Source organism: Mesorhizobium loti (assembly GCA_014189435.1).
Lineage (GTDB): Bacteria > Pseudomonadota > Alphaproteobacteria > Rhizobiales > Rhizobiaceae > Mesorhizobium > Mesorhizobium loti_G.
Genome location: CP050293.1, coordinates 1,283,193 through 1,306,289, shown reverse-complemented (window position 1 = coordinate 1,306,289; position 23,097 = coordinate 1,283,193). Strand labels below are relative to the sequence as shown.

General features: G+C 63.5%; 23 protein-coding genes and 1 pseudogene. 10 read left to right on the top strand and 14 right to left on the bottom strand.

The window, feature by feature from the left end; translation table 11 throughout:
• Nucleotides 1-28: 28 nt before the first annotated feature.
• The gene (locus HB777_06325) at nt 29-1,249 is read right to left on the bottom strand and encodes a helix-turn-helix domain-containing protein (GenBank protein QND63557.1); all 1,221 of its coding nucleotides are present in this window, start codon (nt 1,247-1,249) and stop codon (nt 29-31) included.
• 306 nt (nt 1,250-1,555) lie between these two features.
• Here HB777_06325 and HB777_06320 point away from each other — a divergent pair, with 306 nt between their 5' ends.
• The 4 genes from HB777_06320 (at nt 1,556) to HB777_06305 (ending at nt 4,255) form a co-directional block, all read left to right on the top strand.
• A complete protein-coding gene (locus tag HB777_06320; GenBank protein QND63556.1) occupies nt 1,556-2,305 on the top strand; it encodes a DUF899 family protein in 750 nt (249 codons plus the stop codon).
• A 147-nt stretch (nt 2,306-2,452) separates the two neighbouring features.
• Nucleotides 2,453-2,716, top strand: coding sequence for a hypothetical protein (locus HB777_06315; GenBank protein QND63555.1), 264 nt, complete (start codon nt 2,453-2,455; stop codon nt 2,714-2,716).
• Between the two features lie 51 nt (nt 2,717-2,767).
• The gene (locus HB777_06310) at nt 2,768-3,772 is read left to right on the top strand and encodes an NAD(P)-dependent alcohol dehydrogenase (GenBank protein QND63554.1); all 1,005 of its coding nucleotides are present in this window, start codon (nt 2,768-2,770) and stop codon (nt 3,770-3,772) included.
• Nucleotides 3,773-3,982: 210 nt separating this feature from the next.
• Nucleotides 3,983-4,255 (top strand): hypothetical protein, encoded by a 273-nt coding sequence (locus HB777_06305; protein QND68682.1) that lies wholly within the window; start codon nt 3,983-3,985, stop codon nt 4,253-4,255.
• A 40-nt stretch (nt 4,256-4,295) separates the two neighbouring features.
• Here HB777_06305 and HB777_06300 read toward each other — a convergent pair whose 3' ends face one another.
• Together HB777_06300 and HB777_06295 are read right to left on the bottom strand one after the other, a co-directional pair.
• On the bottom strand, nt 4,296-5,153 hold the full coding sequence (locus tag HB777_06300; GenBank protein QND63553.1) for a sigma-70 family RNA polymerase sigma factor: 858 nt from the start codon (nt 5,151-5,153) through the stop codon (nt 4,296-4,298).
• Complete coding sequence (locus HB777_06295) at nt 5,153-5,629, bottom strand: carboxymuconolactone decarboxylase family protein (protein QND68681.1); 477 nt, start codon at nt 5,627-5,629, stop codon at nt 5,153-5,155. The genes HB777_06300 and HB777_06295 overlap by 1 nt, the downstream gene beginning before the upstream one ends.
• 212 nt (nt 5,630-5,841) lie before the next feature.
• Here HB777_06295 and HB777_06290 point away from each other — a divergent pair, with 212 nt between their 5' ends.
• Nucleotides 5,842-6,225 (top strand): VOC family protein, encoded by a 384-nt coding sequence (locus HB777_06290; protein QND63552.1) that lies wholly within the window; start codon nt 5,842-5,844, stop codon nt 6,223-6,225.
• Nucleotides 6,226-6,267: 42 nt separating this feature from the next.
• Here HB777_06290 and HB777_06285 read toward each other — a convergent pair whose 3' ends face one another.
• The 8 genes from HB777_06285 to HB777_06250 all read right to left on the bottom strand — a co-directional run bounded on the left by HB777_06285 (nt 6,268) and on the right by HB777_06250 (nt 14,781).
• On the bottom strand, nt 6,268-7,266 hold the full coding sequence (locus tag HB777_06285) for a hypothetical protein (protein QND63551.1): 999 nt from the start codon (nt 7,264-7,266) through the stop codon (nt 6,268-6,270).
• 133 nt (nt 7,267-7,399) lie between these two features.
• On the bottom strand, nt 7,400-8,551 hold the full coding sequence (locus tag HB777_06280) for a substrate-binding domain-containing protein (protein QND63550.1): 1,152 nt from the start codon (nt 8,549-8,551) through the stop codon (nt 7,400-7,402).
• 79 nt (nt 8,552-8,630) lie between these two features.
• Nucleotides 8,631-9,632, bottom strand: a complete 1,002-nt coding sequence (locus HB777_06275) for an ABC transporter permease (GenBank protein ID QND63549.1) — start codon at nt 9,630-9,632, stop codon at nt 8,631-8,633.
• Nucleotides 9,629-11,161, bottom strand: a complete 1,533-nt coding sequence (locus HB777_06270) for a sugar ABC transporter ATP-binding protein (GenBank protein QND63548.1) — start codon at nt 11,159-11,161, stop codon at nt 9,629-9,631. Before HB777_06270 ends, HB777_06275 begins: the two co-directional genes overlap by 4 nt.
• A 421-nt stretch (nt 11,162-11,582) precedes the next feature.
• Nucleotides 11,583-12,314: a DeoR/GlpR transcriptional regulator gene (locus HB777_06265; protein QND63547.1), complete on the bottom strand. Its 732-nt coding sequence runs from the start codon at nt 12,312-12,314 to the stop codon at nt 11,583-11,585.
• Between the two features lie 148 nt (nt 12,315-12,462).
• The gene (locus tag HB777_06260) at nt 12,463-13,089 is read right to left on the bottom strand and encodes a TetR/AcrR family transcriptional regulator (GenBank protein QND63546.1); all 627 of its coding nucleotides are present in this window, start codon (nt 13,087-13,089) and stop codon (nt 12,463-12,465) included.
• 280 nt (nt 13,090-13,369) lie between these two features.
• Complete coding sequence (locus HB777_06255; protein ID QND63545.1) at nt 13,370-13,756, bottom strand: SnoaL-like domain-containing protein; 387 nt, start codon at nt 13,754-13,756, stop codon at nt 13,370-13,372.
• Between the two features lie 62 nt (nt 13,757-13,818).
• Nucleotides 13,819-14,781, bottom strand: coding sequence for an aldo/keto reductase (locus HB777_06250; protein QND68680.1), 963 nt, complete (start codon nt 14,779-14,781; stop codon nt 13,819-13,821).
• Nucleotides 14,782-14,911: 130 nt separating this feature from the next.
• Here HB777_06250 and HB777_06245 point away from each other — a divergent pair, with 130 nt between their 5' ends.
• Nucleotides 14,912-15,796: an AraC family transcriptional regulator gene (locus tag HB777_06245; protein QND63544.1), complete on the top strand. Its 885-nt coding sequence runs from the start codon at nt 14,912-14,914 to the stop codon at nt 15,794-15,796.
• 149 nt (nt 15,797-15,945) lie between these two features.
• Here the strand turns inward: HB777_06245 and HB777_06240 are convergent, their stop codons facing one another.
• Complete coding sequence (locus HB777_06240) at nt 15,946-16,620, bottom strand: glutathione S-transferase family protein (GenBank protein QND63543.1); 675 nt, start codon at nt 16,618-16,620, stop codon at nt 15,946-15,948.
• 49 nt (nt 16,621-16,669) lie between these two features.
• Nucleotides 16,670-17,428: an SDR family oxidoreductase gene (locus HB777_06235; protein ID QND63542.1), complete on the bottom strand. Its 759-nt coding sequence runs from the start codon at nt 17,426-17,428 to the stop codon at nt 16,670-16,672.
• Nucleotides 17,429-17,598: 170 nt separating this feature from the next.
• Here HB777_06235 and HB777_06230 point away from each other — a divergent pair, with 170 nt between their 5' ends.
• The gene (locus tag HB777_06230) at nt 17,599-18,498 is read left to right on the top strand and encodes an AraC family transcriptional regulator (protein QND63541.1); all 900 of its coding nucleotides are present in this window, start codon (nt 17,599-17,601) and stop codon (nt 18,496-18,498) included.
• A gap of 23 nt (nt 18,499-18,521) precedes the next feature.
• Here HB777_06230 and HB777_06225 read toward each other — a convergent pair.
• A pseudogene (locus HB777_06225) lies at nt 18,522-18,795 on the bottom strand (TetR family transcriptional regulator).
• 464 nt (nt 18,796-19,259) lie between these two features.
• Here HB777_06225 and HB777_06220 point away from each other — a divergent pair.
• From HB777_06220 to HB777_06210, 3 genes are read left to right on the top strand one after another with little or no spacing between them, the layout of a single operon-like run.
• Nucleotides 19,260-19,733 carry a (2Fe-2S)-binding protein gene (locus HB777_06220; protein QND63540.1) on the top strand — a complete coding sequence of 158 codons (474 nt, stop codon included), beginning with the start codon at nt 19,260-19,262 and terminating at the stop codon, nt 19,731-19,733.
• On the top strand, nt 19,730-20,713 hold the full coding sequence (locus HB777_06215; protein QND63539.1) for a xanthine dehydrogenase family protein subunit M: 984 nt from the start codon (nt 19,730-19,732) through the stop codon (nt 20,711-20,713). The genes HB777_06220 and HB777_06215 overlap by 4 nt, the downstream gene beginning before the upstream one ends.
• Complete coding sequence (locus HB777_06210) at nt 20,710-23,007, top strand: xanthine dehydrogenase family protein molybdopterin-binding subunit (GenBank protein QND63538.1); 2,298 nt, start codon at nt 20,710-20,712, stop codon at nt 23,005-23,007. The genes HB777_06215 and HB777_06210 overlap by 4 nt, the downstream gene beginning before the upstream one ends.
• Nucleotides 23,008-23,097 lie beyond the last annotated feature (90 nt).

The window sequence follows — 23,097 nt, the reverse complement described above, 5'->3', positions numbered from 1 at the left end:
GCCGGCCTCGCCTGAACATCAACACACCTTAACCACTCGGCAGCGGCGCCGGGAGTAACAAGGTGGTCGTGAATCCCGCCACCGGCGGCGTCATCCAGCGGCGCGCCCGGCCGTGCCCGAAAGACTGCACCTTGCCGGCCTCGCCAAGCTGCTCCAGTGCCCGCTGCACGCTGCGCTGGCCGGTGCCAAGCGCCAGCGCCAGCGCGGAAGTCGCCCAGGATTCACCATCGGCGAGGAAGGCCAGAACCGTCGCGTGCCGCTCCTCGATCGGCCGTGCCAGCACCATCACCCCGCGCGCCAGGCGCGGCGACAGTGCGAAGCCCTGGCTGGTCGCGCCGATGTCGGCCAGCCCCCGCAGTTCGGCGCGCAGCCGGCCGATCTCGACCCGCAGCCGTGCCCGGTGCGATTCATCGGCGTGCCTGCCGCCAAAGGCTTGCGCGATCAGTGTCGCCCTCGACACATCGCCAGGCCATGCTTCGGCGAGCGCGCGCGCCAGCGCAAACAGCACCGGCCGCGTTGCCAGCGAGACCGTGGTTTGCTGTTGGCGCACGACATAGCGAAACGTATCGACCACCATTGCCGGCGACGCCAGCAACGCCTCGACGTCCTCGAGCAGCAAGGGGCGCTGTCCGCCACCGGCGATCAGCCGGGCTGCTGGCGTGTCCAGCGCCAGGAATGCGCTTTCGACTTCCGCCACCAGGCCCGGAATGCCGGCCCGGCGGGCGGCGTGGCGCGCCCACTCCAACGCCCTGCGGGCCGGCTTCGTCTTGAGGCGCCGCATCGCAATGCCGGCAACGGCGAGCTCGTGCGCGGCGCGCGAGGCCGGCGGAAGCGGCATCGGATCGAGCCCGGCGAGCACGTCTTCGGCTTCGTCGAGACGTCCGATCAAAAGCAGGCGCCGCACCTTGAGGTGGCCGGCATGCGCGGCGTTCAGCCGGTCGCCGTGTTTTTCCAGCGTTGTGCGCGCCGCATCGAGCGCCTTGGCCGGCCAGCCGAGGTCCCGCGAGACCAGCGCGATCTCGGCCTCGGCAACGACGCATCTGGCACGCGCCACAGCCTCTTTCGGGCCGAAGCCGCGCGCCGCCCGCCGCAGCAGCGCCTTGGCGCGATCGAGATCGCCGAGCTGCGCCATGGCAATGCCGCGCAGCGCCAGCGCCGGAGGATCCTCGCGCAAGGCGACGCGATCCAGCGCGCCGAGCGGATCGCCTCCGGCCAGCGCCAGCGCCGCCGCGGTGATTAGCGAGTCCATTCAAATCCCGTCACACTTGTAACTCCCACCTCGGCACGTCACGGCCCTAACTTAAGTCCGTACCGTCAACCGGCAAGCCGCATCGGCCAACTCTATCGGCAACGCGCGGCACGCCAAGGGAGAACCGACAATGCCAACCGACACTCCTCTCCATGACGCGGCCGAAAGCGCCGCAAGGATGCGTCACCCCTGCTGCGGCGGGCCAGTTTCTGCAAATCCCGTCACATCTGTAACTCCCACCCCCGCGCTTCACCGCCCTATTCTGGCTGACAGCAAGCAACAACAGACTGGCAAAGGAGACGACCAATGACCAAGCACATCGCAATGAAGACCCCGCCGATCGTTTCGAGGCAGGACTGGGAGGCCGCCCGCGAACAGATGCTGGTGAAGGAAAAGGCAACGCTGCGTGCCAAGGACGCATTGGCCGCCGAGCGCCGGCGCATGCCGTGGATGGAAGTCGATAAGGCCTACATGTTCGACGGCCCCAATGGCAAGGCGAGCCTGCTCGATCTGTTCGAAGGCCGCCGGCAGTTGATCGTCTACCGCGCCTTCTTCGAGCCCGGCGTGTTCGGCTGGCCCGAGCATGCCTGCCGCGGCTGCTCGCTCGGCGCCGATCAGGTCGGTCACCTGGCCCATCTCAACGCCCGCAACACCACGCTTGCCTACGCCTCGCGCGCCCCGCAGGCCGACATTGCGCGGCTGAAGCAGAAGATGGGCTGGGAGATGCCCTGGTACACAATCACCGATAGCTTCGACAAGGACTTCGGCGTCGACGAATGGCACGGCCACAACGTCTTCATCAATGATGGCGACCGCATCTTCCGCACCTATCTCATCAACAGCCGCGGCGACGAGGCGATGGGCACGGTCTGGAGCTATCTCGACGCAACGCCGCTTGGCCGCCAGGAGATCTGGGAAGATTCGCCCGAAGGCTATCCGCAGACCCCGCTCTATTCCTGGTGGAACTGGCACGACAATTACGACGCAGGGCACGACAAGAAATGGGCCGAAGTGTCGGCTGCCGGCGAAGCGGTGTTCCGCGACAAGGGCGAGTAGCAAGGACCTGTCGGGAAAGGGTGGCGCACGCTCATCCAGCTTGGTTTCCTCTCCCTCACGGAGTGAGAGGAAACCAAGTCTGGAAGGTCGCGTCGCCCCGCCACATGCGACGCTCCCGGCACTGCATGACAATTAGGGAAAACGACCATGAGCGATATCCATTCCGGCACCGGTAGCACGACCCCTGAAGGCACCACCCTCGGCATCGCCGATTGGCTGTGCCTTGCCGCGGCCCCCACCTTCGCCCTGATGGCGCTGCTCACCTGTGTCTTCAGTGGCGATGCGGCCATGCTGTGCATGGGCGCCAACGCCTCGCCGCTCACGGGCATGGCCGCGATGTATCTCCTGATGAGCGCCTTCCATCTGGCGCCCTGGCTGCGGGTGGTCTCCGGCCGGCAAGCCCGGCAATAGGGTGCCACCCCGCTCCGCCTTCGCAACACACCGACATATCGGAGAAAGACAATGAGACTGGTCAGGCTGAGAGCGCCGGGCGGCTTGGGCAATCTCGACCTGGTCGAGGAAGATCCACCACGGCCGGGACCGGGCGATGTGCTGGTCAGGATCCGGGCCTGCGCCTTGAACCTGCGTGACGATTTCGCGGTGCAGGGCAAGACACCGTTCGCTGACGGCCGCGTTCCGTTGTCCGATGGCGCCGGCGAGGTGATTGCCGTCGGCGGCGATGTCGATGCATTCAAGCCCGGGGACAGCGTCGTCAGCGTCTTCTATCCCTGGTGGCTGGACGGTGACATGACGCCTTCCACCCGGCGCGACATTCCTGGCGACAGTTTTGACGGCTTCGCCAGCGAGTATGTGTGCATGCCGGCGCAGGCCTTCACCAGGGCACCGGCGGGCTATACGCATGTCGAGGCGGCAACCCTCACCTGCACCGGTGTCACCGCCTGGCGAGGCTTGGTCGTGTGCGGCAAGGTGAAGCCGGGCGACACGGTGCTGGTCCTCGGCACGGGCAGCGTATCGCTGTTTGCGCTGCAATTCGCCAAGGCCGCCGGCGCCCGGGTCATCGCCACGTCATCCGACGAGCAGAAGCTGGAGCGGCTCAGGCGCCTCGGCGCCGACACCGTCATCAACTACAAGGCAGTGCCGGACTGGGGCCGCAAGGCCAGGGATTTGACCGACGGACGCGGCGTCGATCACGTGGTCGAGGTCGGCGGACCCGCCACGCTGGCGCAGTCGATTACCGCCTGCCGGACGGGCGGTCACATCGCCCTGATCGGCGTGCTGACCGGCTTTGCGGCGGAAGTGTCCATTCCGGCCGTGTTTTCGAACCAGATCCGGATCAGCGGGATTTCCATTGGCAGCCGGGCCGACCAGGAGGACATGATCCGGGCGATAGAGATCAACCGCCTGAAGCCAGTGGTCGACCGCCATTTCCCACTGCAGGACATCGCCACCGCCTTCGCGCACTACGAATCCCAGAAGCATTTCGGCAAGGTCTGCCTCGAAGTTTGAACGCTCCCCCAGGCATCAGCAGCCCCACAGAGCGCCCATCATCCATAAGCAACGACTAATTGACAGTCCCAAAGAAACGGCGCTCACTGCCGGACACAGGTGGATCGCAGCATCAGGCGGGCGATATCGGCCGCCGGCGTCACCTCAGCAATTCCGGAAAGCGTGAAACAGTTTTCCGTCCGCAATTGCGTAGAACCAGGGAGGATGCCAATGCCAACCGTTATCGGCCATCACAACATCACCAAAGACAGCAAGCACTGGCTCAATTCACCCAAGCGCAAGGAGCTTTTCGGCTCGCTTGGGATCACCAACATCCGCACCTTTGTCGATCCCCAGAACCCGAAACAAGTTGCCGTGATGATGGACGTTCCGGACATGGATAAGATGGCCGCGCTGATGCAGAGCAAGGCGGCGGCCGACGCGATGGCCCATGACGGCGTGGTGCCGGAGTCACTGGTGATCCTGGTCGAAGCGAAAGGCTAGTCGGTCCAGAACCGCCGCGCTTTTTCTGAGCGGACAGGTTTCAATGCAGGTGCCTCAGCTTGTCGGGGTTGCGCATCACATAGATGGCCGCGATCTTTCCGTCCTCGATGTCGAGCGCGGTCGTCTGCAGCTCGCCATCGGCTTCCAGCGTGACGAAGCCGGGCAATCCGTTGACGAAACCCAAGCGAACAAGCGTCGAGCCGTTCTTCCGGAGCCAGGCTGACACACGCTCATATTGCTGCATGACGGCATCGAACCCGAGCACCGGCTCCGTCGCTGCCGGACGTTTTCCGCCGCCATCGGAATGGGCGCTGACATCGGCCGTCAACAGCGCCCCGAGCGCTTTCATGTCGCCGCTGCGCGAGGCGGCGAAAAAGGCCTCGGCCAGCGCCAGGCCGCGCTGCTTTTCCACCTTGAAACGCGGTCGCGCTTCGCGGACATGGCTGCGCGCGCGGGCCGCGAGCTGGCGGCAGGCAGCGGGTTCGCGCTGGATGGCGGCGGCGACCTCCTCGAACCCAAGCCCGAACACGTCGTGCAGCAGGAAGGCTGCCCGCTCGAGCGGAGAAAGACGCTCCAGCACCAGCATCAGCGGCAAGGTGACGTCTTCCTCGTCATCCTCTTCCACGAGCGGATCGGGAAGCCAGGGACCGACATAGCTCTCGCGCCGGCGGCGCGCGGATTTGAGCTGGTCGAGACAGAGCCGCGTGACCGTGCGGCGCAGGAAGGCCTCGGGTTCGCGCACATCGCTGCGATCGGCCTTCATCCAGCGGATGAAGGCCTCGTGCACGATATCCTCGGCGTCCGCCACGGAGCCAAGCATGCGATAGGCGACGCGCCTGAGCTTCGGCCCGAGCACGCCGAAATCCGGCGCTGTATTCTCAGGCCCCGCGTTCGTCATCAGGCGGCCGCCGCCGCCTTGGCCGCGGACCGGATCGCCGCCGGATCGGCCCAACCGCCGAAACCGACCGCAAGGCGGTTGTAACCGTTGATGACATTGATCATCAAGGTGAGCTTCACCTGTTCCTCCGGCGTGAACTCGGCCTTCAGGGCATCATAGGCACTTTCGTGCGTATGTCCTTCGCTGATCCGCGTCAGCGCCTCGGTCCAGCCGAGTGCGGCGCGTTCACGATCCGTATAGCAGGGCGCCTCGCGCCACGCCGCCAACAAATGGAGGCGCTGCTCGGTTTCCCCGTCCTCGCGGGCAAACACCGTATGCATGTTGAGGCAGTTGGCGCAGCCGTTGATCTGGGACGCACGGATCTTCACCAGCTCGGCCAGGCTCGGCTCGAGGCTGGAGGAAATGGCAAAGGATGCGCGCTGCCATTCCTTCATCAGCGCAGGGGCAGCGGCGAAGAGATCAAGTTTTGCAGTCATGATTGGCTTCCTTCTGTTGGTGCCGACATCATGACGAGGCAGGATCCGCTGGTGTGACATACATGGCGAGATTTTTTCACGCGCTTCGCCAGCGCGGTTCACCTGGTGGAAGCGTCGAGCCGCTCTAATTATGCTTTGCTGACAAGCGTACAGCCATGGAAAACGCCGAGCGTACACCCTTGGCCCGGCGGCGCCAACATCGGGAGGCAGGAATGTCGGAAACCACGGTCAATGTGCGCTACATGGTCGACGATGTCGAAGCGGCCATCGAATGGTATGGCAAACATCTCGGCTTTTCGCTTCTCTCCAAGCATGCGCCCGCCTTCGCGGACGTCGAGGGCGGATCGTTGCGGCTCTTGCTCAGCGGGCCGACCAGCTCCGCCGGGCGGCCGATGCCCGACGGCGAACAACCGCGGCCTGGTGGCTGGAATCGCATTCACCTTCTGGTCGACGACATATCGGCCGAGGTGTCTCGCCTGCGCGCCGCCGGAGTGTCGTTCCGCAACGATATCGTGACAGGCCCCGGCGGATCGCAAATCCTGTTGGTGGCCCCTTCCGGAAATCTCGTCGAGCTGTTCCAGCCGGCTGGCCGCTGAGATTCCAGTTCAATCGGGTCCGCACCTTCATTGTGATCCTGCCTAGGTCGCGATGTCATTGACCGGCAGCAACGGCTTGGGAAGGTCGACCTCGCCGAGCCCGCTGCGCAGCTCGATCTCGATGTCGCGGCAGATTTGCGAGATCGGAACATCGTTGGCGTTGCCCTCGAAGGGATTGGCGCTGCTCTCGCCGACCTGGTCGAGGGACATATAGGCCCAGCCCAGCAGCGTGCTGAACGGGATCGTCAGCCAGATTGCGATCGGGCCGAGCACGCCGCCCAGTTTGCCCATGTCGGCAAACACCGGAACCACGCCGAATGGCAGCAGGGTGCAGAAGATCATGACGAACATTGAGCTGACGATGGCGTATTGCCTTGGATAGGGATTGTTCTTGATGCGATCGCAGCGCGCTTGCTGGTCATGGAGGTCGCGGATCAGCTTGGTCAGCTCGCCATAGATCTGCGGAGGGATTTTTGCATCCTTGAACAAGGCATTGAGCTGGACCGATTGCAGTTCGAGCAGGGTGATCGCCGGCTGAGGCGATTTCAGCACGTCCTCTGCCTGGTCAGCGAGCAGCGGACGCAGCTCGTCGGCGACCGAACTCGCATCCTCATGGATACGGTAGCGCCGCCGGTATTCGACATTGGCGGCCCGCGCCATGGATTCCCACGGCATCGGCCGCCGCAGGGAAAAGCGCAATGCCGTCATCCACGCGATATGGCGATAGATGAGTTGCCGGGCCGTCGGCGCATCGAGAAAGTCCCTGCAGAAATTGGACCACAACCGGCTGCTCGCCGTAATCTGCGTAAAGGCCTGCAGCGCGTCACTGCTGCGGGTGAACACCTGCGAATTCTTGAAGCCGGCAACCAGAGACACCGTGGTGCCGAGCACAAGCACCACCGACCATGGCACCGAGAAGCCGGCGATACCCGGAAGACGGTAGGCCGCGACGGCCAGTCCGCTTACCATCACCATGTAGATGACGCTGCGCCGCGACCACAACGCGAAATCGATCAGTTTGTAGGAACGGCCTACATACATCGTATCCCCTCGAAAACGTGGATAACAGGCAAATCAAGCTATCTTGCCGTGACGCCTAGCATACCGCGTGCTCACGATGAATGGCCGTTTTTGGTATCATGGGCGCGGGATTTCCCGCGCCCATGCCACTACCTCAGTTGCACTTCGGCTTGGCGCTGTTGCAGGCGTCGACCAGTTCGGCCGGCGGATCCTTGTGGAAGACGGTCTTGTAGGATTCCAGCACGTTGGACTGCACCACCGGCAGCGACTGCACGCCGACCCAGGCGGGCGTGGGTTGCCCGATCAGTGCCTTCATCATGGCCATCGCCTCGGCGACGCCCTGGTCATAGGGGCGCTGCGAACCCGTCGCCTTGAGCGGGCCGCCCTTGGCGATCTCGATCGCCGACTGCAGGCCGAGATCAACCGTCGTGATCGGAATGTCGATGCCTTGCGCGCGCATCGAAGACAGCGTGTCGAGCGCCGGCTGGTCCCAGACGGCATACAGGCCTTTCACATCGGGATTGCCGGTGAGGAAATCGCCGGCGATCTGCGACACCTTCGAGGGATCGGTGAAGTCGACCTGCTTCATGACGATGTCGGGCCGGTTCTTCTTCATCCACTCGCTGACGCCCTTGGTGCGCTCATTGGTGCTGAAATAGTCGACGCCGAAATTCACCAGGCCGATCGTGCCGCCCTTGGGCATGCAGGACGCCAGGATCGTCGCCGCGATCTGGCCATTGCCCTGGCTGTCGGCCGAGATCATCGAGGCAAAATCCTTGGGAGATTCAAGGCCGACCGGGATGCTGTCCATGAACACCAGCTTGATGCCAGCCTCGCCCACCTTCTTGTAGGTCGGCGCAGTGGCGGTGAAGTCGACGGGGATGGAAATGATGCCGTCGGGATGCTGCTGGATGGTGTTTTCGATGTCGGCGATCTGCTTGTCGACCTGATATTCGGCCGACGCCACGCCGGTGACGGTGACGCCATATTTGGCCAACGTTTCGCTGATGCCCGCCACTTGCAGCTGCGACCAGTCGAGGTTGACCGTCTGCATGGAAATGCCGACCTTGAACTTGCCGGCCTTGACCTTGGCGGCTTCGTCGTCGGTCAATTTCAGCTCGTCGGGCGAGGCTGCCTTTTCGCCGTGCGGGCCCTGCCCGACAATGCCCTTGGGGCCAAGCGTGGCCAGGTCGACGCCGGTGACGCATGTGTCAGGCGTCTGCGCAAAACTCATGGATGTCGACAGCGCAAAGGCGCTGGCGGCGAGACTCAATGTGCCGAATAGGATTCGTGCCGAGTGGTTCATGACTTCCTCCGTTGATCGTTGACGTTTGTTTTGCCGTTTGGAGCCGGCGGTTCTCTGCTGTTGTCCACGGATGCGCGCCTTACCTCCTCGTGAAGGCGACCGCGGCGACGATGATTGCTCCCTTGATGACGAGTTGCAGTGACGAGCTGACGCCGAGCAGCACCAGCCCGTTGTTGAGCGTGCCGATGATCAGGCTGCCGAGCAGCGTGCCGAGCACGAAGCCGCGGCCGCCAAACAGGCTGCAGCCGCCGAGGATCACCGAGGCGATGACGTCGAGCTCCATGCCTTGCACCACGTCGGGCCGCGCCGCATGCGAACGCGCCGACAGGATCAGCGATGCCAGCCCGGCGAGCGTGCCGGTCAGCACGAAGGCCAGCGTGGTGACCTGCTTGATATGGACACCGGAATAGAGGGCCGCCGTCGGATTGCCGCCCGCCGCATAAACCCGCCGCCCGTAGACGCTGTAATGAAGCAGCAGGATGCCGGCGATGGTGACACCAAGCGTCCACAGGATCGGCGCCGGAATGCCAAGCACCGAGCCCTCGCCGAAGATGGCGAAATAATACTCGTTGGTGATGATGACCGGCTTGGTGTTGGTGACCATCAGCGCCAGGCCGCGCGCACCGCTCAGCGTGCCCAGCGTCACCAGGAAGGACGGGATTTCGAGGCGGGTGGTCAAGACACCGTTGATCAGCCCGATCAGCGCCCCGGTGCCCAGTCCCGCCAGCGCGCCGACGACCCAGTTGTTGGCGACGAACGCCATGGCCAGCGACGCGCTCATGCCCGAAAGCGCCAGCGTCGAGGCGACGGACAGATCGATCTGCCTGGAGATGATGACAAACGTCATGCCCACGGCAATGATCGAGACCAGTGTCGTCTGCCGGCCGACGTTGAGAAAATTGTCGATCGACAGGAACCAGGGCGACGCCAGGCTGAAGACAACCAGCATGACGGCGAAGGCGACGTAGAGCATGTAGGGACGCTCACCCTGAAGCAGATGCCGCAGCGCCGAGCGACGGCTTGGCCGGTTGGCGGCGGTCTTAGCCATTGGTGCGTTTGTCGGGCTTTCTGTGTCGGTCATGCCGCGTGCTCTTCCGATGGCTGCGAAAGTTGAATGAGGTGATGAAGGACCTCGGCGTTGCCGAATTCCTGTCTCGAAATCGTCCTGGTGATCCGGCCATCGACGACGATCGAGATGCGGTCGCAGAGCTGGAGCAGTTCGGAGAGATCCGAAGACACCAGCAGCACCCCGCTGCCGGCCGCGGCCGCCGCGCGAATGACGCCGTAAATCTCCTCGCGCGCGCCGACATCGACACCAACCGTCGGCTCGTCGAGCAGCAGCACGCGCGGCCGCGGCTCGTTCCATTTGCCGAACACGACCTTCTGCTGGTTGCCGCCGGACAGGTTCTTCACAAGGGTCAAAGCGCCTGGCGCCTTGACGGCCAGCCTGCGCATCGCGGCATTGGCGTGCTCGCTCGCCGAACGACGCTGCAGCCAGCCGAGCCGCGAGAAATAGGGCAACCGGGGCAAGGTCAGGTTGCGCTCGATCGAATGCTCGAGAACCAGGCCCTGGACATGCCGGTCCTCCGGCACCAGCGCAATGCCCTGTCGTATTGCCGCTGCCGGATTCATACCCTTCAGCGAAACGCCGTCGAGGCTGGCCTCGCCCGACTGGACGGGACGCAGACCGAAGATGGTTTGCAGGATTTCGGTGCGTCCGCTGCCGATCAGGCCGGCGAGGCCGTGGATTTCGCCGCCGCGCAGTTGGAGATCGGTCCGGTCCAGCCTGTCGTTGCTGACATCAGCCAATTCGAGCACGGGTTTTTCAGATGAACCGGCCGATGCCGATGACGGCACGTTCTGCGCGGTTGCCGCGCCCGCCTTCAGAACAGCGTGATCCGGCCCGACGATCGCGCCGACCAACTGCCGCATATTGGTTTGCGCCGTGACGAATGTTCCGGCGTTCTGGCCGTCGCGGAACACGGTCACCCGGTTCGAAATGCGGAACACCTCGTTGAGACGATGGGTGACGTAGATCACGCCGACGCCCCGCGCGGCGACGGCGCGGATCGCCTCGAACAGGATCTTCTCTTCATCGTCGGTCAGCGCCGAGGTCGGCTCGTCCAGGATGAGCAGGCGAACATCGCCCATCAGCGCCTTGGCGATCTCGGTCATCTGGCGATAGGCAAAGGGCAGCGAGCCAACCATGGCGCGCGCATCGAGCGGGATGTTCTGTGACTTGAGGAATGCCTCGGCCTGGGCCACCAGCTGGCTCTTCCTGAGGAAGCCGAGCCGCGTCTTGGGCTCTCGCCCCAGCATCAGATTGTCGGCAACCGAGAGCGATTCGACCAGGCTCAGATCCTGGTAGACCACCGCCACGCCGGCGTCGCGCGATTGCGCGGGCGAAGCGAACGAGACAGGTTTGCCGTCGATCTCGATCGTGCCGCCATCATGCACATGCACGCCGCTCAGGATCTTGATCAACGTCGATTTGCCGGCCCCGTTTTCGCCAAGCAGGGCGTGGACTTCACCGAACTGGATTTCGAGGCTGACACCGCGCAGCGCATTGACGCCGCCGAACCGCTTCCTGACGCCCTCGACGCGCAGCAAGGGGGGCCCCGGACGATGGCGAAATCGAACTCTGTTCGATCATGACGCCTGCATTTCCTTCCCTTGACGCGTCCCCTACCCCAGGCTGTCGAGAGTCCCTTTTGAGACTTCTCTTACTTTTTTTGTGACTTTTCCATCACGTTGGAGAAATGTCAAACGGAGTCGGGCCGCCGGCTATCGGCGCTGCACAGGGAATTTGGAAGAGGCCTCCCCAACTTCGTCATCCACGGGCGAAGCTCCGTCGCGGAGACCCGAGGATCCATGCCGCGACATGGATCGAAGAACACGGCGGAAGTTCTGCACCGCTGCGGCGCTCGGAGGTCGCGGCATGGATCCTCGGGTCTGCGCCGCGTCGCTACGCTCCTTGCTCCGCCCGTGGATGACGAAGCGATGGATGTCCGCCGCCAATCGCCAAAAGGAATCAAAACGACCCCGGTCCAACCTCGCCATGTTCGGTGATCACCGCGTCGAAGCCGTCCATGACTGAGAAGAAGGCGCGCTTGAGCTTACCGATCTTGCTGGTATCGACGACGAGGTAGTTTTCCCGTGCTAGGCCCATGACCTTCTGCTTCACCACCGCCTCGTGAAAATGCTCGCAGGTGGCGCCGCGTTTGGCATCGACGCCGGCGGCCGACAGGAAGGCGGCGTTAATGCCGACGCTCTTCAAGATGTCGAAATCATGCGTGCCCGAGAAAGACGCCGACGCCGGATGATAGACACCACCCAGCATGATGATCGTCACATTGGGTTTGCGGGTCAGGCGTTCCGCGACATTCATGGCGTAACATATTGCCGTTATTTGATAATTATCGGGAATGAGGTCGATCAGATGGATCAGTGTCGTGCCGCAATCGATGAAGATCGTTTCGTCGGGCCGTATCTTGCGCACCGCGTGCAGGCAGGCTTCGCGCTTCGCCGCCGCATGGCTGTCGGCCGCGGTCGCCAGTTCGTAAGGCGCGTCGGTGTCGATCTCGGCCGCCGCCAGGATGTGTCCGCCGAGATAGGCAATCTGCCCTTGGTTGGTGGCGATGTCACGCCGTACCGTCATCTCGGAGACACCAAGAAGCGTTGCCGCCTCGCTGAGATGGATGACCCGCCGTTCCGACAGAAGATGGATCAGCCGGGCTGTCCTTTGTGCTTTGCGAGCAGTCATGCGTGGGCCTGTCGGTCGCCTGAAATGTGAGGAATTTAACAGCCGCTCTCGTTCAGTTGCAAGCGCGGTGTGCTAATCCGGCCGGACATGACCAAGGGACATGCCTGTTACAAGGCTCTCGTCTGCCCTGGACCCATGGCGCGGGCCATCAGGCCTTGGTGGATTTCCCCGCCCCGAACCGCAACCCGTCCATCAGGAGCTTGACCAGCCGGCGCGAGCGGTCGCGCCATTCGGGGGTGTCGGGCGCTGAGTAGATGCCCGACAGCGCGTGCAGCACGTCGGAAGCGTCGACGTCGCCGCGGATGGTGCCGTCGGCCACCGCCGCCTCGACCAGTTGCCGCAAGGCTTGCGACACCCTGCCGGACGTGTCGGAGAACAGCGTCGAATTGGTGGTGAGCAGGATGCGCAGGCTGGTCGCCAGGCCGCGCTTGGTGGCGATGTAGTCGACGAAGCGCTGCATCCACTGTTCCAGCGCGACATCGGACGGATGTTTCCCAGCGAGCTCGCCGGCGGCCGCGCACAGCCCCTCCGCCTCACGGCGATAGACCACCTCGACCAGATGCTCGCGCGTCGGGAAATGCCTGTAGAGCGTGCCGATGCCGACGCCGGCGCGGCGCGCGATCTCCTCCAGTGAAGCATCGATGCCGCGCTCGGCAAAGACTGCGGCGGCTACCTCGACCAGCCGGTCGCGGTTGCGCTGCGCATCGGCGCGCAGCGGTTTTGTCTCCGCGGCTTCGGCCTTCTGTTCAGCAATGTCGGACGGCTCGGCGGCCAATTTTTTCTCCACGTCGTGTCAGGGGCTTGAACCCGGCCGGGTCAACCCCCACGTAATAAACGGAGGTGCCTCCGCTTTAGTGGAGTACCTTTATCATATAAGAAGGGGAACCGGTATGTCACGTCTTTCGAACCCGCAAGCCGACATCGCCCCTGCCCGCCTGTCTCGCGGGAGATCCGCCGCAATCTCCACTTTCGCCGTCAAGACCTGACCAAACGGTTACCTTGCCCTGCGAGCGTCTGCCGGATAGTCTCGGCATTTGCATCAATGGGTCCTGACGCTAGCTGATCGCCCATTTCTCGGCGTTCCTGACGTCGTAGTAATCACGCCACGCTACGATGCGATCGCCTTCGACCTCGAAAATGCCCATCACCATTGCCGCACCGATCTCGCTACCGTCGGCGCGCTCGAAGCGATCCAGTCGTTCGGTAAGCACGCGGTTCCCATCAGCTGCAATCGCAAGCATATCGAAATAGGCGTCCTTGATCCCAACCGCCTTTTCCACCGCTTCGAGCGCTGAGATCGCTTCATCGATGCCGGTCGTGACCGAGACACCTTCATTCACCCAGACTGTTTCCGGCGTGAACCATTGGCGGACGGCACTCTTGCCGTGATCCTTGGAAAACGCTGCGCAGAAGGCAGTTACTGTCTCAATCGGGGTAGGCATTTTGATATTCCTTTTTTCTTGATTATGGCTAGTCGGTTCGGTCAGCCCATTGTTGCTAGGCATTAGACCCAAGTCGGCGCGAATTCTTTGGCATAGCGCTCGCCAAAACCGCCTTCCGGTAGGATTTCCTTGATCTTGGCCAGGTCTTCCGCCGTCAGCACCAAATCGGCAGCCCCAACGTTTTCCGCGACGCGCTCCGCTTTGCGCGAGCCAGGGATCGGCACGATGTCAATGCCCTGGGCTAGGAGCCAGGCAAGCGCGACTTGCGAAACGGTAGCGCCCTTCGACGTAGCAAGCTCTTTCAACTGGCGGACGGCTTCGACGTTCTTTTCAAAATTGCCGGGCTGCCAGCGCGGATCACCCCGGCGCATATCGTTCTCTTCGAGTTCGGCAGCAGGCTTGACCGCACCTGTCAGAAAGCCCCGGCCGAGCGGCGAGTACGGGACGAAGCCGATACCGAGCTCTCGCGTGATCGGGAACAGGACTTCCACGTCGCGCTCAAACACCGAATACTCGGTCTGAAGCATCGCAACCTCCTGCACGGCATGGGCCTTGCGGATGGTTTGGGGACCAGCTTCGCTTAACCCGAAATGCTTGACCTTGCCCTCAGCAATCAGGTCTTTGACTGTACCGGCGACATCTTCGATTGGCACGTTGGGATCGACGCGGTGCTGGTAGAGCACATCGATATGGTCAACGCCGAGATAGCGCAGGCTGTTCTCGGTGACGTCGCGGATGTGCGCGGGCCGGCTGTCCGTTCCATAAGAGCGGGTAAAGCCGAATTTGGTTGCCAACACCACATCATCGCGGAAGCCTTTGACGGCGCGGCCGATGAACTTCTCGTTTTCACCCCAGCCATAAAGCTCGGCTGTATCGAAGAATGTCACGCCGAGATCGTAGGCACGACGGATTGTCGCCAGCCCGGCCTCTTCGTCGGCGGAGCCGTAAGCCAGATGAAAGCCCATGGCGCCATAACCAATGGCAGAGACTTCCGGGCCGTTGGTGCCCAGTTTACGTTTTTGCATGACCGTACCTTTCATTGTGTCAAGCGTATCTGGGTCATCGGCAGGCTTTTCGCCATGCCTGATGGTCCCGATAAATTGCCTGATCCCGCCGGGGTATTGATTTTTTCAGGCAATAGGCCCCTGATGAGGCATGGACAAACTCGACGAAATCCGCGCTTTGGCGATCCGTCATGCTGGTGTCAAACATCCCGGTATGCCGCGGCTCAACATCTACAGCATCACCGAGCCGACCAAGATGAATTGCCTGGTTTATGACCCGATGGCATTCATCTTGCTGCAAGGCACCAAGCGGACGATAATCGGCGATAAGGTGTTCGAATATGGCCCCGGACAGACCATGGTCGTTGCTGCCGAGGTTACGGCCATGGGTCAGATCATAGAGGCATCGCCGGACAAGCCGTTCCTGGCGATCAACCTCGATCTCGATCCTGCGGTGATCATGAATGTGGTGCTTTACCTGTCCCAGACCCCGGAGTTGCAGATGCAGCCGGGCTTTGCTTTCAGCATGGCCAATGCCGAACTGATCGGCGCCTGGCAAAGACTGCTGGGAATGTACGAACGCCCAAAGGAAATCCCGGTGATGGCGCTGCACCTGGAACATGAACTGATATTTCGGTTGATGTTGAGCCCGCACGCCGAGATGCTGCGCCAGATCGCCGGCATCGACTCCCGATTGTCCCATATTCGCCAGGCTATGGGGTGGATCCGTGAGCATTACACCGAGCAACTCAGCGTTGAGGACATGGCTGCGGTCGCTGGTATGAGCGAGTCCGTGTTCCATCGGCGCTTCAAGGCGGTAACGGCTCTGAGTCCGCTGCAGTACCAAAAGCACATCCGGCTGCAGGAAGCCCGCCGTCGCCTGGTTTCCAAGGAGGCCGACGCGGCCTCCATATCGTTCGCTGTCGGCTATAAGAGCTCCTCGCAATTCAGCAGGGAATACAAGCGTCTTTTCGGCGAGCCTCCGCGTCGTGATGCCGACATGGTGCAAACGATGGTCGAAACTGGCTTGCATTAAGCGTAGAAGCGTTTGGTCTGTCGGCTGCCCGTTGCTTTCAGCTATGGGCGCGTCAGTTCTATGCTCTCTGTTCATGTGATGGCCCGGCGGAACGGGATGTGAGAGCCACGGGTCGCAAAACGGATTTCCCCGAGAGTTTTGAATGGCGATCAGGCTGCGAGGAGCGCCTGATGCTGACGGAGGTGCTGCCGGAATCGCTCGGCATAGTCTCCTGCCACGGCGGCAACAACGCTCTGTCGCGCCGCCAGCGCCGCCCGCCACGCCGAGACGCGGGGAAGGCCCTCGAAGATCGGCTGCGATACTGTCGGATCGAGGATGTCGAAATAACGGAACAGGGGCGCGAACACTGCATCGACCATGCCGAAGGCGGCACCGCCGAAATAAGGTCTTGCCGCGAGCACCGCCTCCAGTCGCTGGAGCCTGTCCCGGAACGCCGCCTGCTTTGTATCAGCGGTCGGGCGATCCGTGGCGTTGAGGAACTGCCAGGCGTCGGCGAGGGCCGCCGTACCGAACTCGATCCAGCCCCGCTGTCCGGCTCGGGCCAGCGCATCGACCGGATACAGCCCTGCGCCGCCCAGCGATTCTTCGAGATACTCGCAGATCACCATGCTTTCGAAGAGGACGGCGTCCGGCCCATCCGGCTGGCTCAACTTGAGCAATGGCACCTTGCCGGTCGGCGAAAGCGCCAGGAACCAGTCGGGCTTGGCAGCGAGATCGACGTCGATCCTGTCGAACGACACGCCCTTTTCGAGAAGGACGATCGCCGCCCGTTGAACGAACGGGCAAAGCGGATGGCTGATGAGCGTGAGGCTGGTGTCGGGCATGATGGTCTCTCTCGATGTATCTGCAAGAACGGGCAATGCCGCGCCGGTGCTACAGCAACTGCCCGCCCGAAATGTCGAAGGTCGTGCCGTTCGCCCAACCCATCTCGTCGGACAGGATGGCGGCGACCGCGCCGCCGACATCGTCCGGCAGGCCGACGCGACCCAGCGCGATGCCTTGGGCGACGTAGGCGTTCACATCGTCATTGTCGCGCACCGCCCCACCGCCAAAGTCGGTCGCAATGGCGCCGGGCGCAATCGCGTTCACCCGGATACGGCGTGCGCCGAGTTCGACCGCCATGTAGCGGGTCAGTACCTCGACCGCAGCCTTCATCGCCGCATAGAGGCTGTAGCCTGGCAGCGTGAAGCGCACGAAGCCGGACGATACGTTCAGGATGCGCCCGCCGTCCTCGATAAGGGGCAGCAGCTTTTGGGTCAGGAAGACCGGTCCGCGCAGATGCGTCGTCACCAGCGATTCGAACTGCTCTTCGGTCGCTTCCGCGAAATTGGCGAAAAGACCGTTGCCGGCATTGTTGACGAGAAAATCGAACCGCTCGCGACCAAAATCGGTCTTCAGGGTTTCGGCGACCTTCTCGGCAAATGTCGGGAAGCTGGCGGTATCGGTGACGTCGAGCGCCAGCATGGTGGCGGTGCCACCCAGCGCCTTGATCTCCTGGCGCAGCGCGTCGGCTTCCGCCGCGCCGCTGCGGTAGGTGCCGACGATGTGGACGCCGCGTTTGGCAAGATGCAGCGCCATGTTGCGGCCGAGGCCGCGGCTGGTGCCGGTGATGAGTGCGATCTGCTTGGTCATGGTCTGCCCTTGTGGGATGGTCGTGCTGCGAAGCGGCGCCACCAGGGCGTCTTTCCGATGTCCCCAAGGTAGGCGATGCCGGCTCGATGAACCCGCCCGATACGCTCAACCTCTTGCCCGATTGTCTCAATCGCTTTGCTTGTCGGACTGAGGATGGTACAAGTCTGATCATGACCGACCATCTCATGCCACATCTCGATATCGCGCTACGCCACGCCTCATCTGGGTTGAACATCACACTGATCCCCCGGCTGGAGATCAGCGTCGGACAGGCGACCACAGGCAAGGCACCATGCCTGTACCGCTCGATGATCTGCTTCATTCTGCAGGGTTCGAAGCATGTGGCGGTCAACGACGATCTTTTGAGCTACGATCCCTCGCATTACCTCATCAGCGCCCTCGATCTGCCGCTGATCGGCCAGATACTGGATGCCGACGACGGCCGACCCTATGTGGCGGTTTCACTGGTTCTGGAGCCAGCGCTGCTGGCCGATGTTGCGTCCACCATGCCGCAGGTGCGCGACGCTCATCCCCAAGGTATCGGCATAGCGATCAATCCGATGACGGCGCCGCTGCGCGACACCTTGTTGCGTCTGCTGTCGTTGCTCGACGCCCCGGCCGACATTCCCGTTCTTGCCCCCATGGTGGAACGTGAATTGCTCTATCGTCTCCTGCAAGGTGCGCAGGGTCGCCTGTTGCGTCAGATCGCCCAGCCCGAGGGTGCGCTGGGGCGTATCCGGCGAGCGGTGGGGTGGATAAGGGACAATCACAACACGCGGCTGCGCATCGAGGCGCTATGCGATGCAAGTGGCATGAGCCGCGCCAGCCTGCATCGCCATTTTCTGGCGATCACCGGTCTCAGTCCGCTCCAGTATCACAAACAGCTCCGGTTGCAGGAAGCGCGACAGTTGTTGCTCGCCGGCGACCACAGCGCATCCGATGTGGCCTTCGCGGTCGGCTACGAGAGCGCATCGCAATTCAGCCGCGAATATCTCCGTCAGTTCGGCGCACCTCCGGCGCGCGACGTTCGTCAGATCAGGCAGGCGATCGGCAGTCCGGCAATGGCCTAAGCGGGCATTGCTGCTGATAAATGTGCCGCCTCGACCAGTTGCTGCAGGGCTTGCGACACCCGGCCTGAGGTGTCGGAAAACAGTGTCGAATGGTGGGGATCAGGATGCGCAGGCTGGGTCGCCAGCGCCGGCGCCGCGCGCAATCTCTTCCAGCGAGGCACCGATGCCACGCTCGGCAACGACGGCGACCGCCACCTCGACCAGCCGGTCGCGGTTACGCTGCGCATCGGCGCGCAGCGATTTTGTCTCCGCGGCTTCGGCCCTCTGTTCAGCAATAGCGGACGGCTCGGTGGCCAATTTTTTCTCCACATCGTGTCAGGGGGCTTGAACCCGGTCGGGTCAACCCCCAGTTAATAAACGGAGGCGCCTCCGCTTTAGTGGAGTACCTTTATCATATAAGAAGGGGAACCGGTATGTCACGCCTTTCGAACCTGCAAGGTCACTGGAGACTGGCGAAGGCCGCAAAGCTGCCAATCTCCCTCCTTGTGGGGGAGATGTCCGGCAGGACAGAGGGGGGCGCTGTCCCGCCGGCCTATCAAACGACAGCAGTTACTCCCTTAGACCGCCTTTCATTTGAAGGGCTAGGTCGCAAAGCTGGCGATCCTTCGCGCCCCCCTCTGCCCTGCCGGGCATCTCCCCCACGAGGAGGGAGATCGGCTGTCGCCGACGCCTCCGCCCTTCAAGCCTAGCCACAAGGTGCCCTTGCCCACCCCGGCACCAATTCATTCCCCTCAGCGTCAAGCAACTGGAGCCAGACGCCCATGACAAAAATCCCCGTCCATCTCGATATCAACGGCGACCATCACGAGTTGCAACTTGAGCCGCGCGTCACGCTGCTCGACGCCTTGCGCGACCGCCTCGGCCTGACCGGCACCAAGAAAGGCTGCGACCACGGCCAGTGCGGCGCCTGCACCGTGCATGTCGACGGCGAGCGCGTGCTGGCTTGTCTCACACTGGCAGCTCAAGTCGAAGGCCGCACTGTCACCACCATAGAGGGGCTTGCACGGGAGGGCGAAATGCATCCCGTGCAGGCTGCCTTCCTCGAACAGGACGCCTTCCAATGCGGCTATTGCACGCCCGGCCAGATCATGTCGGCGGTCGCCTGCATCCGTGAAGGCCATGCCGGCTCCGACGAAGAAATCCGCGAATACATGGCCGGCAATCTCTGCCGCTGCGGCGCCTATCCGCACATCGTCGCCGCCGTTCGCCAGGCGGCATTGGAGGTCCAGTCATGAGGGATTTTTCCTATTTTCGCGCCGGTTCGGTCGATGCTGCGCGCCAAGCGGCGGCCCTGCCCGGCGCCATGTTGCTGGCCGGCGGCACCACGCTGATCGACCTCGCCAAATGCGGCGTCGCCGAGCCCGACAGCCTAGTCGACATCACCCATCTCAAGGGGCTGAACAGCATCGAGGTGGGCGAGCGCGGCGCCACCATCGGCGCGCTGGCGAAGATGGGCCATGTCGCCGACCATGCCGACATCAAGAGCCGCTTCCCCGCCGTCTCCGAAGCCCTGTGGCAGGCGGCCTCGGCGCAGATCCGCAACATGGCGACCATCGGCGGCAATCTGATGCAGCGCACGCGCTGCCCCTATTTCCGCGACCCGGCGAATTTCCCTGCCTGCAACAAGCGGGAACGCGGCAGCGGCTGTTCGGCCATCGGCGGCGTCACAAGGGGACATGCCGTGCTCGGCACCAGCGACGCCTGCATCGCCATGTATCCCGGTGACCTCGCGGTGGCCCTGGTCGCCTTCGATGCCATCGTTCATCTGGGCGAGCGCCAGGTTTCGGTGGACGACTTTTTCCTGCTGCCCGGCACCACGCCCGACTGGGAACACGCCATCGAACCGGGCGAGATGATCACCGCGATCGAGATTCCCAGCTCGGCCTCTGCCAGGCGTTCGACCTACCTCAAGATCCGCGACCGGCAATCCTATGAATTTGCCGCCGCAAGTGCCGCCGTCGGCATCGAGTTCGAGGCCGATGGGCGCACGATTCGTGATTTGCGCGTGGCGCTCGGCGGCGTCGCAACAAAGCCGTGGCGTGCGCGGGCCGTAGAGGACGCGCTGAAGGGCAAGGTGCTGGAGCCCGACGCTGTCCGCGCCGCCAGCCTGCTCGCTGTCGAAGGCGCCGTCGACCATGGCGCCAACCACTACAAGATCGAACTCGCGCCGCGCGTTGTCGCCCGCGCCATCCTCAAATTGGGAGAGACGGCATGACCGTTCACAACATCAGACATGGGGATGCGTCCGACGGCGCGCAGGCGCAAGCAGTCGGCGGCCGGCTGTCGCGCGTCGACGGCCCGGCCAAGATAACCGGCGCGGCAAAATACGCTGTCGAGCAGCAGCTCGAAGGCCTCGCTTACGCCGTGCTGGTCGAAAGCACGATTGCCTCGGGCAAGGTGCGCGCGATCTACACCAAGGCGGCCGAGGCAGCCCCCGGCGTGCTGCAAGTGCTGACGCCGGACACCATCATCAGCCTGAGGACCGCGGCGGACTGGTTCGGCACGCCGCCGCCCGACAAGCCCTATTGCCCGCTGGCACGCGACATCACCTTCTCGGGCCAGCATGTCGCCGCCGTCGTCGCGGAAACCTTCGAGCAAGCGGTCGCGGCCGCCGCCCTGGTCAAGGTCAGCTATGACGAGACGCCTTCCATCGTCGACCTCAGCGACGCCAAGGCCGGCGACGGCATTCCGATCGACGCGATGACCAAGGAATGGGGCGACGCGCAAGCTGCGTTCGCCTCGGCCCCGGTCCGCATCTGCGCCGCCTACAACACGCCGCGCGAATACCAGGCGCCGATGGAGCCGCATGGCCTGATCGCCCGCTGGGAAGGCGACCGCCTCACCGTGTGGGAGCCAAGCCAATGGCTGGACGGCATGGCGCGCACCTATGCCGAATGGTTCGGCGTGCCGTTCGAGAATGTGCGGCTGGTCTCGCCCTATATTGGCGGCGGCTTCGGCTCCAAGGCGCTGGCGCTCAGCCAGGGCGCGGTGGCGGCATGTGCGGCCAAAATGCTCGGCCGGCCGGTGCGGCTGGTGATGACGCGGCCGCAAACCTTCACCGGTTACGGCGGCCGCGCCGCGACGCGCCAGACGGTGACGATCGGCGCCGACCGGCAAGGAAAAATCCAGTCGATCGTGCATCGAGGCGTCAACGAGACGTCGATCGACGGCATGTGGGTCGAGCCGCTGGGCTCGGTCACCTCGATCATGTATGCAACACCGAATTTCTCCTCGAAGCAGAATGTCGTGCGGGTCAATTCGGTGGTCCCTGGCGCCATGCGCGCACCGGGCGAAAACCCCTCGGCTTTCGGCATCGAAAGCGCCATCGACGAGCTCGCCTACGAGGTCGGCATCGATCCGCTGGAGATCCGGCTGCGAAACTATGCCGAGCAGGACCCGCATGCCAAAAAAGCCTGGTCGACCAGGCAGTTGCGCGAGGCTTTTGCCGCGGGCGCGGAACGCTTCGGCTGGGCCAGGCGCACGCCCGAACCGCGCTCGATGCGCGATGGCAACCAGCTGATCGGCTGGGGAGTAGCGGCCGGCACCTATCCGGTGCGGCGTGCCTATGGCGAGGCGATCGTGCGCATCCTCGCCAACGGCTCGGTCGAGGTCGAAAGCTCGTCGATCGACATGGGCCAGGGCACCTACACCATCCTGGCGCAGACCGCCGCCGAGACGGTCGGCGTGCCGGCCGACAATGTGGTGGTGAAACTCGGCGATTCCCGCTTTCCCCGCGCCGGCGTCACCGGCGGCTCGCGGCTGGCCGGTGTGATGACCGGCGCTGTCTACAAGGCGGCGACCTCGGCGCTCGACCAGCTGGTGGGCCTCGCCATCAGCGATCCACGCTCGCCTTTCCACGCGCTGCAGGCCAACACTCTGGTCGTCGCCAATGGCCGTATCGCCTCGCCGCGCGGCGACGGACCCGATGTCTCGATCGCCGAACTGCTCAAGAGCGTCGGCCGCGACCACATCGAAGCCACAGGCGACACCATGCCGGCCAATTCGACGCCAGAGGATCGCTACAAGAACTACACCACCATCGCCATGGCGTTGCCGCACACCGAGGGCGACTACTCCCGCCACTCCTGGTGCGCGCATTTCATCGAGGTGCGCGTCGACGAGGATTTCGGCACGGTGCGCGTCTCACGCGTGGTGTCGGCGCTGGATTCGGGCCGGCTCTACAATCCGAAGCTCGCCGAAAGCCAGTGGAAGGGCGGCATCATCATGGGCATCGGCCAGGCGCTGCTCGAAGAAGGCATCGTCGACCGCCGCCATGGCCGCATCGTCAACAACAACCTCGCCGACTATCTCGTGCCGACCAACGCCGACATCCCCGACATCGAGGTGATTTCGGTCGGCATCCCCGATCTGCATTCGTCCGTGCTCGGCGGCAAGGGCGTCGGCGAATTGGCCATTGTCGGTGTGGCGCCAGCAATCGCCAACGCTGTGTTTCACGCGACGGGGAAGAGGATCAGGGACCTGCCGATTACCTTGGAGAAGTTGATTTAGGCAAGCGCGCGTCCACCCCCCTCTGCCCTGCCGGGCATCTCCCCCTCAAGGGGGGAGATCGGCCGTTCCGGCAATGGCTCCTCCAATCAA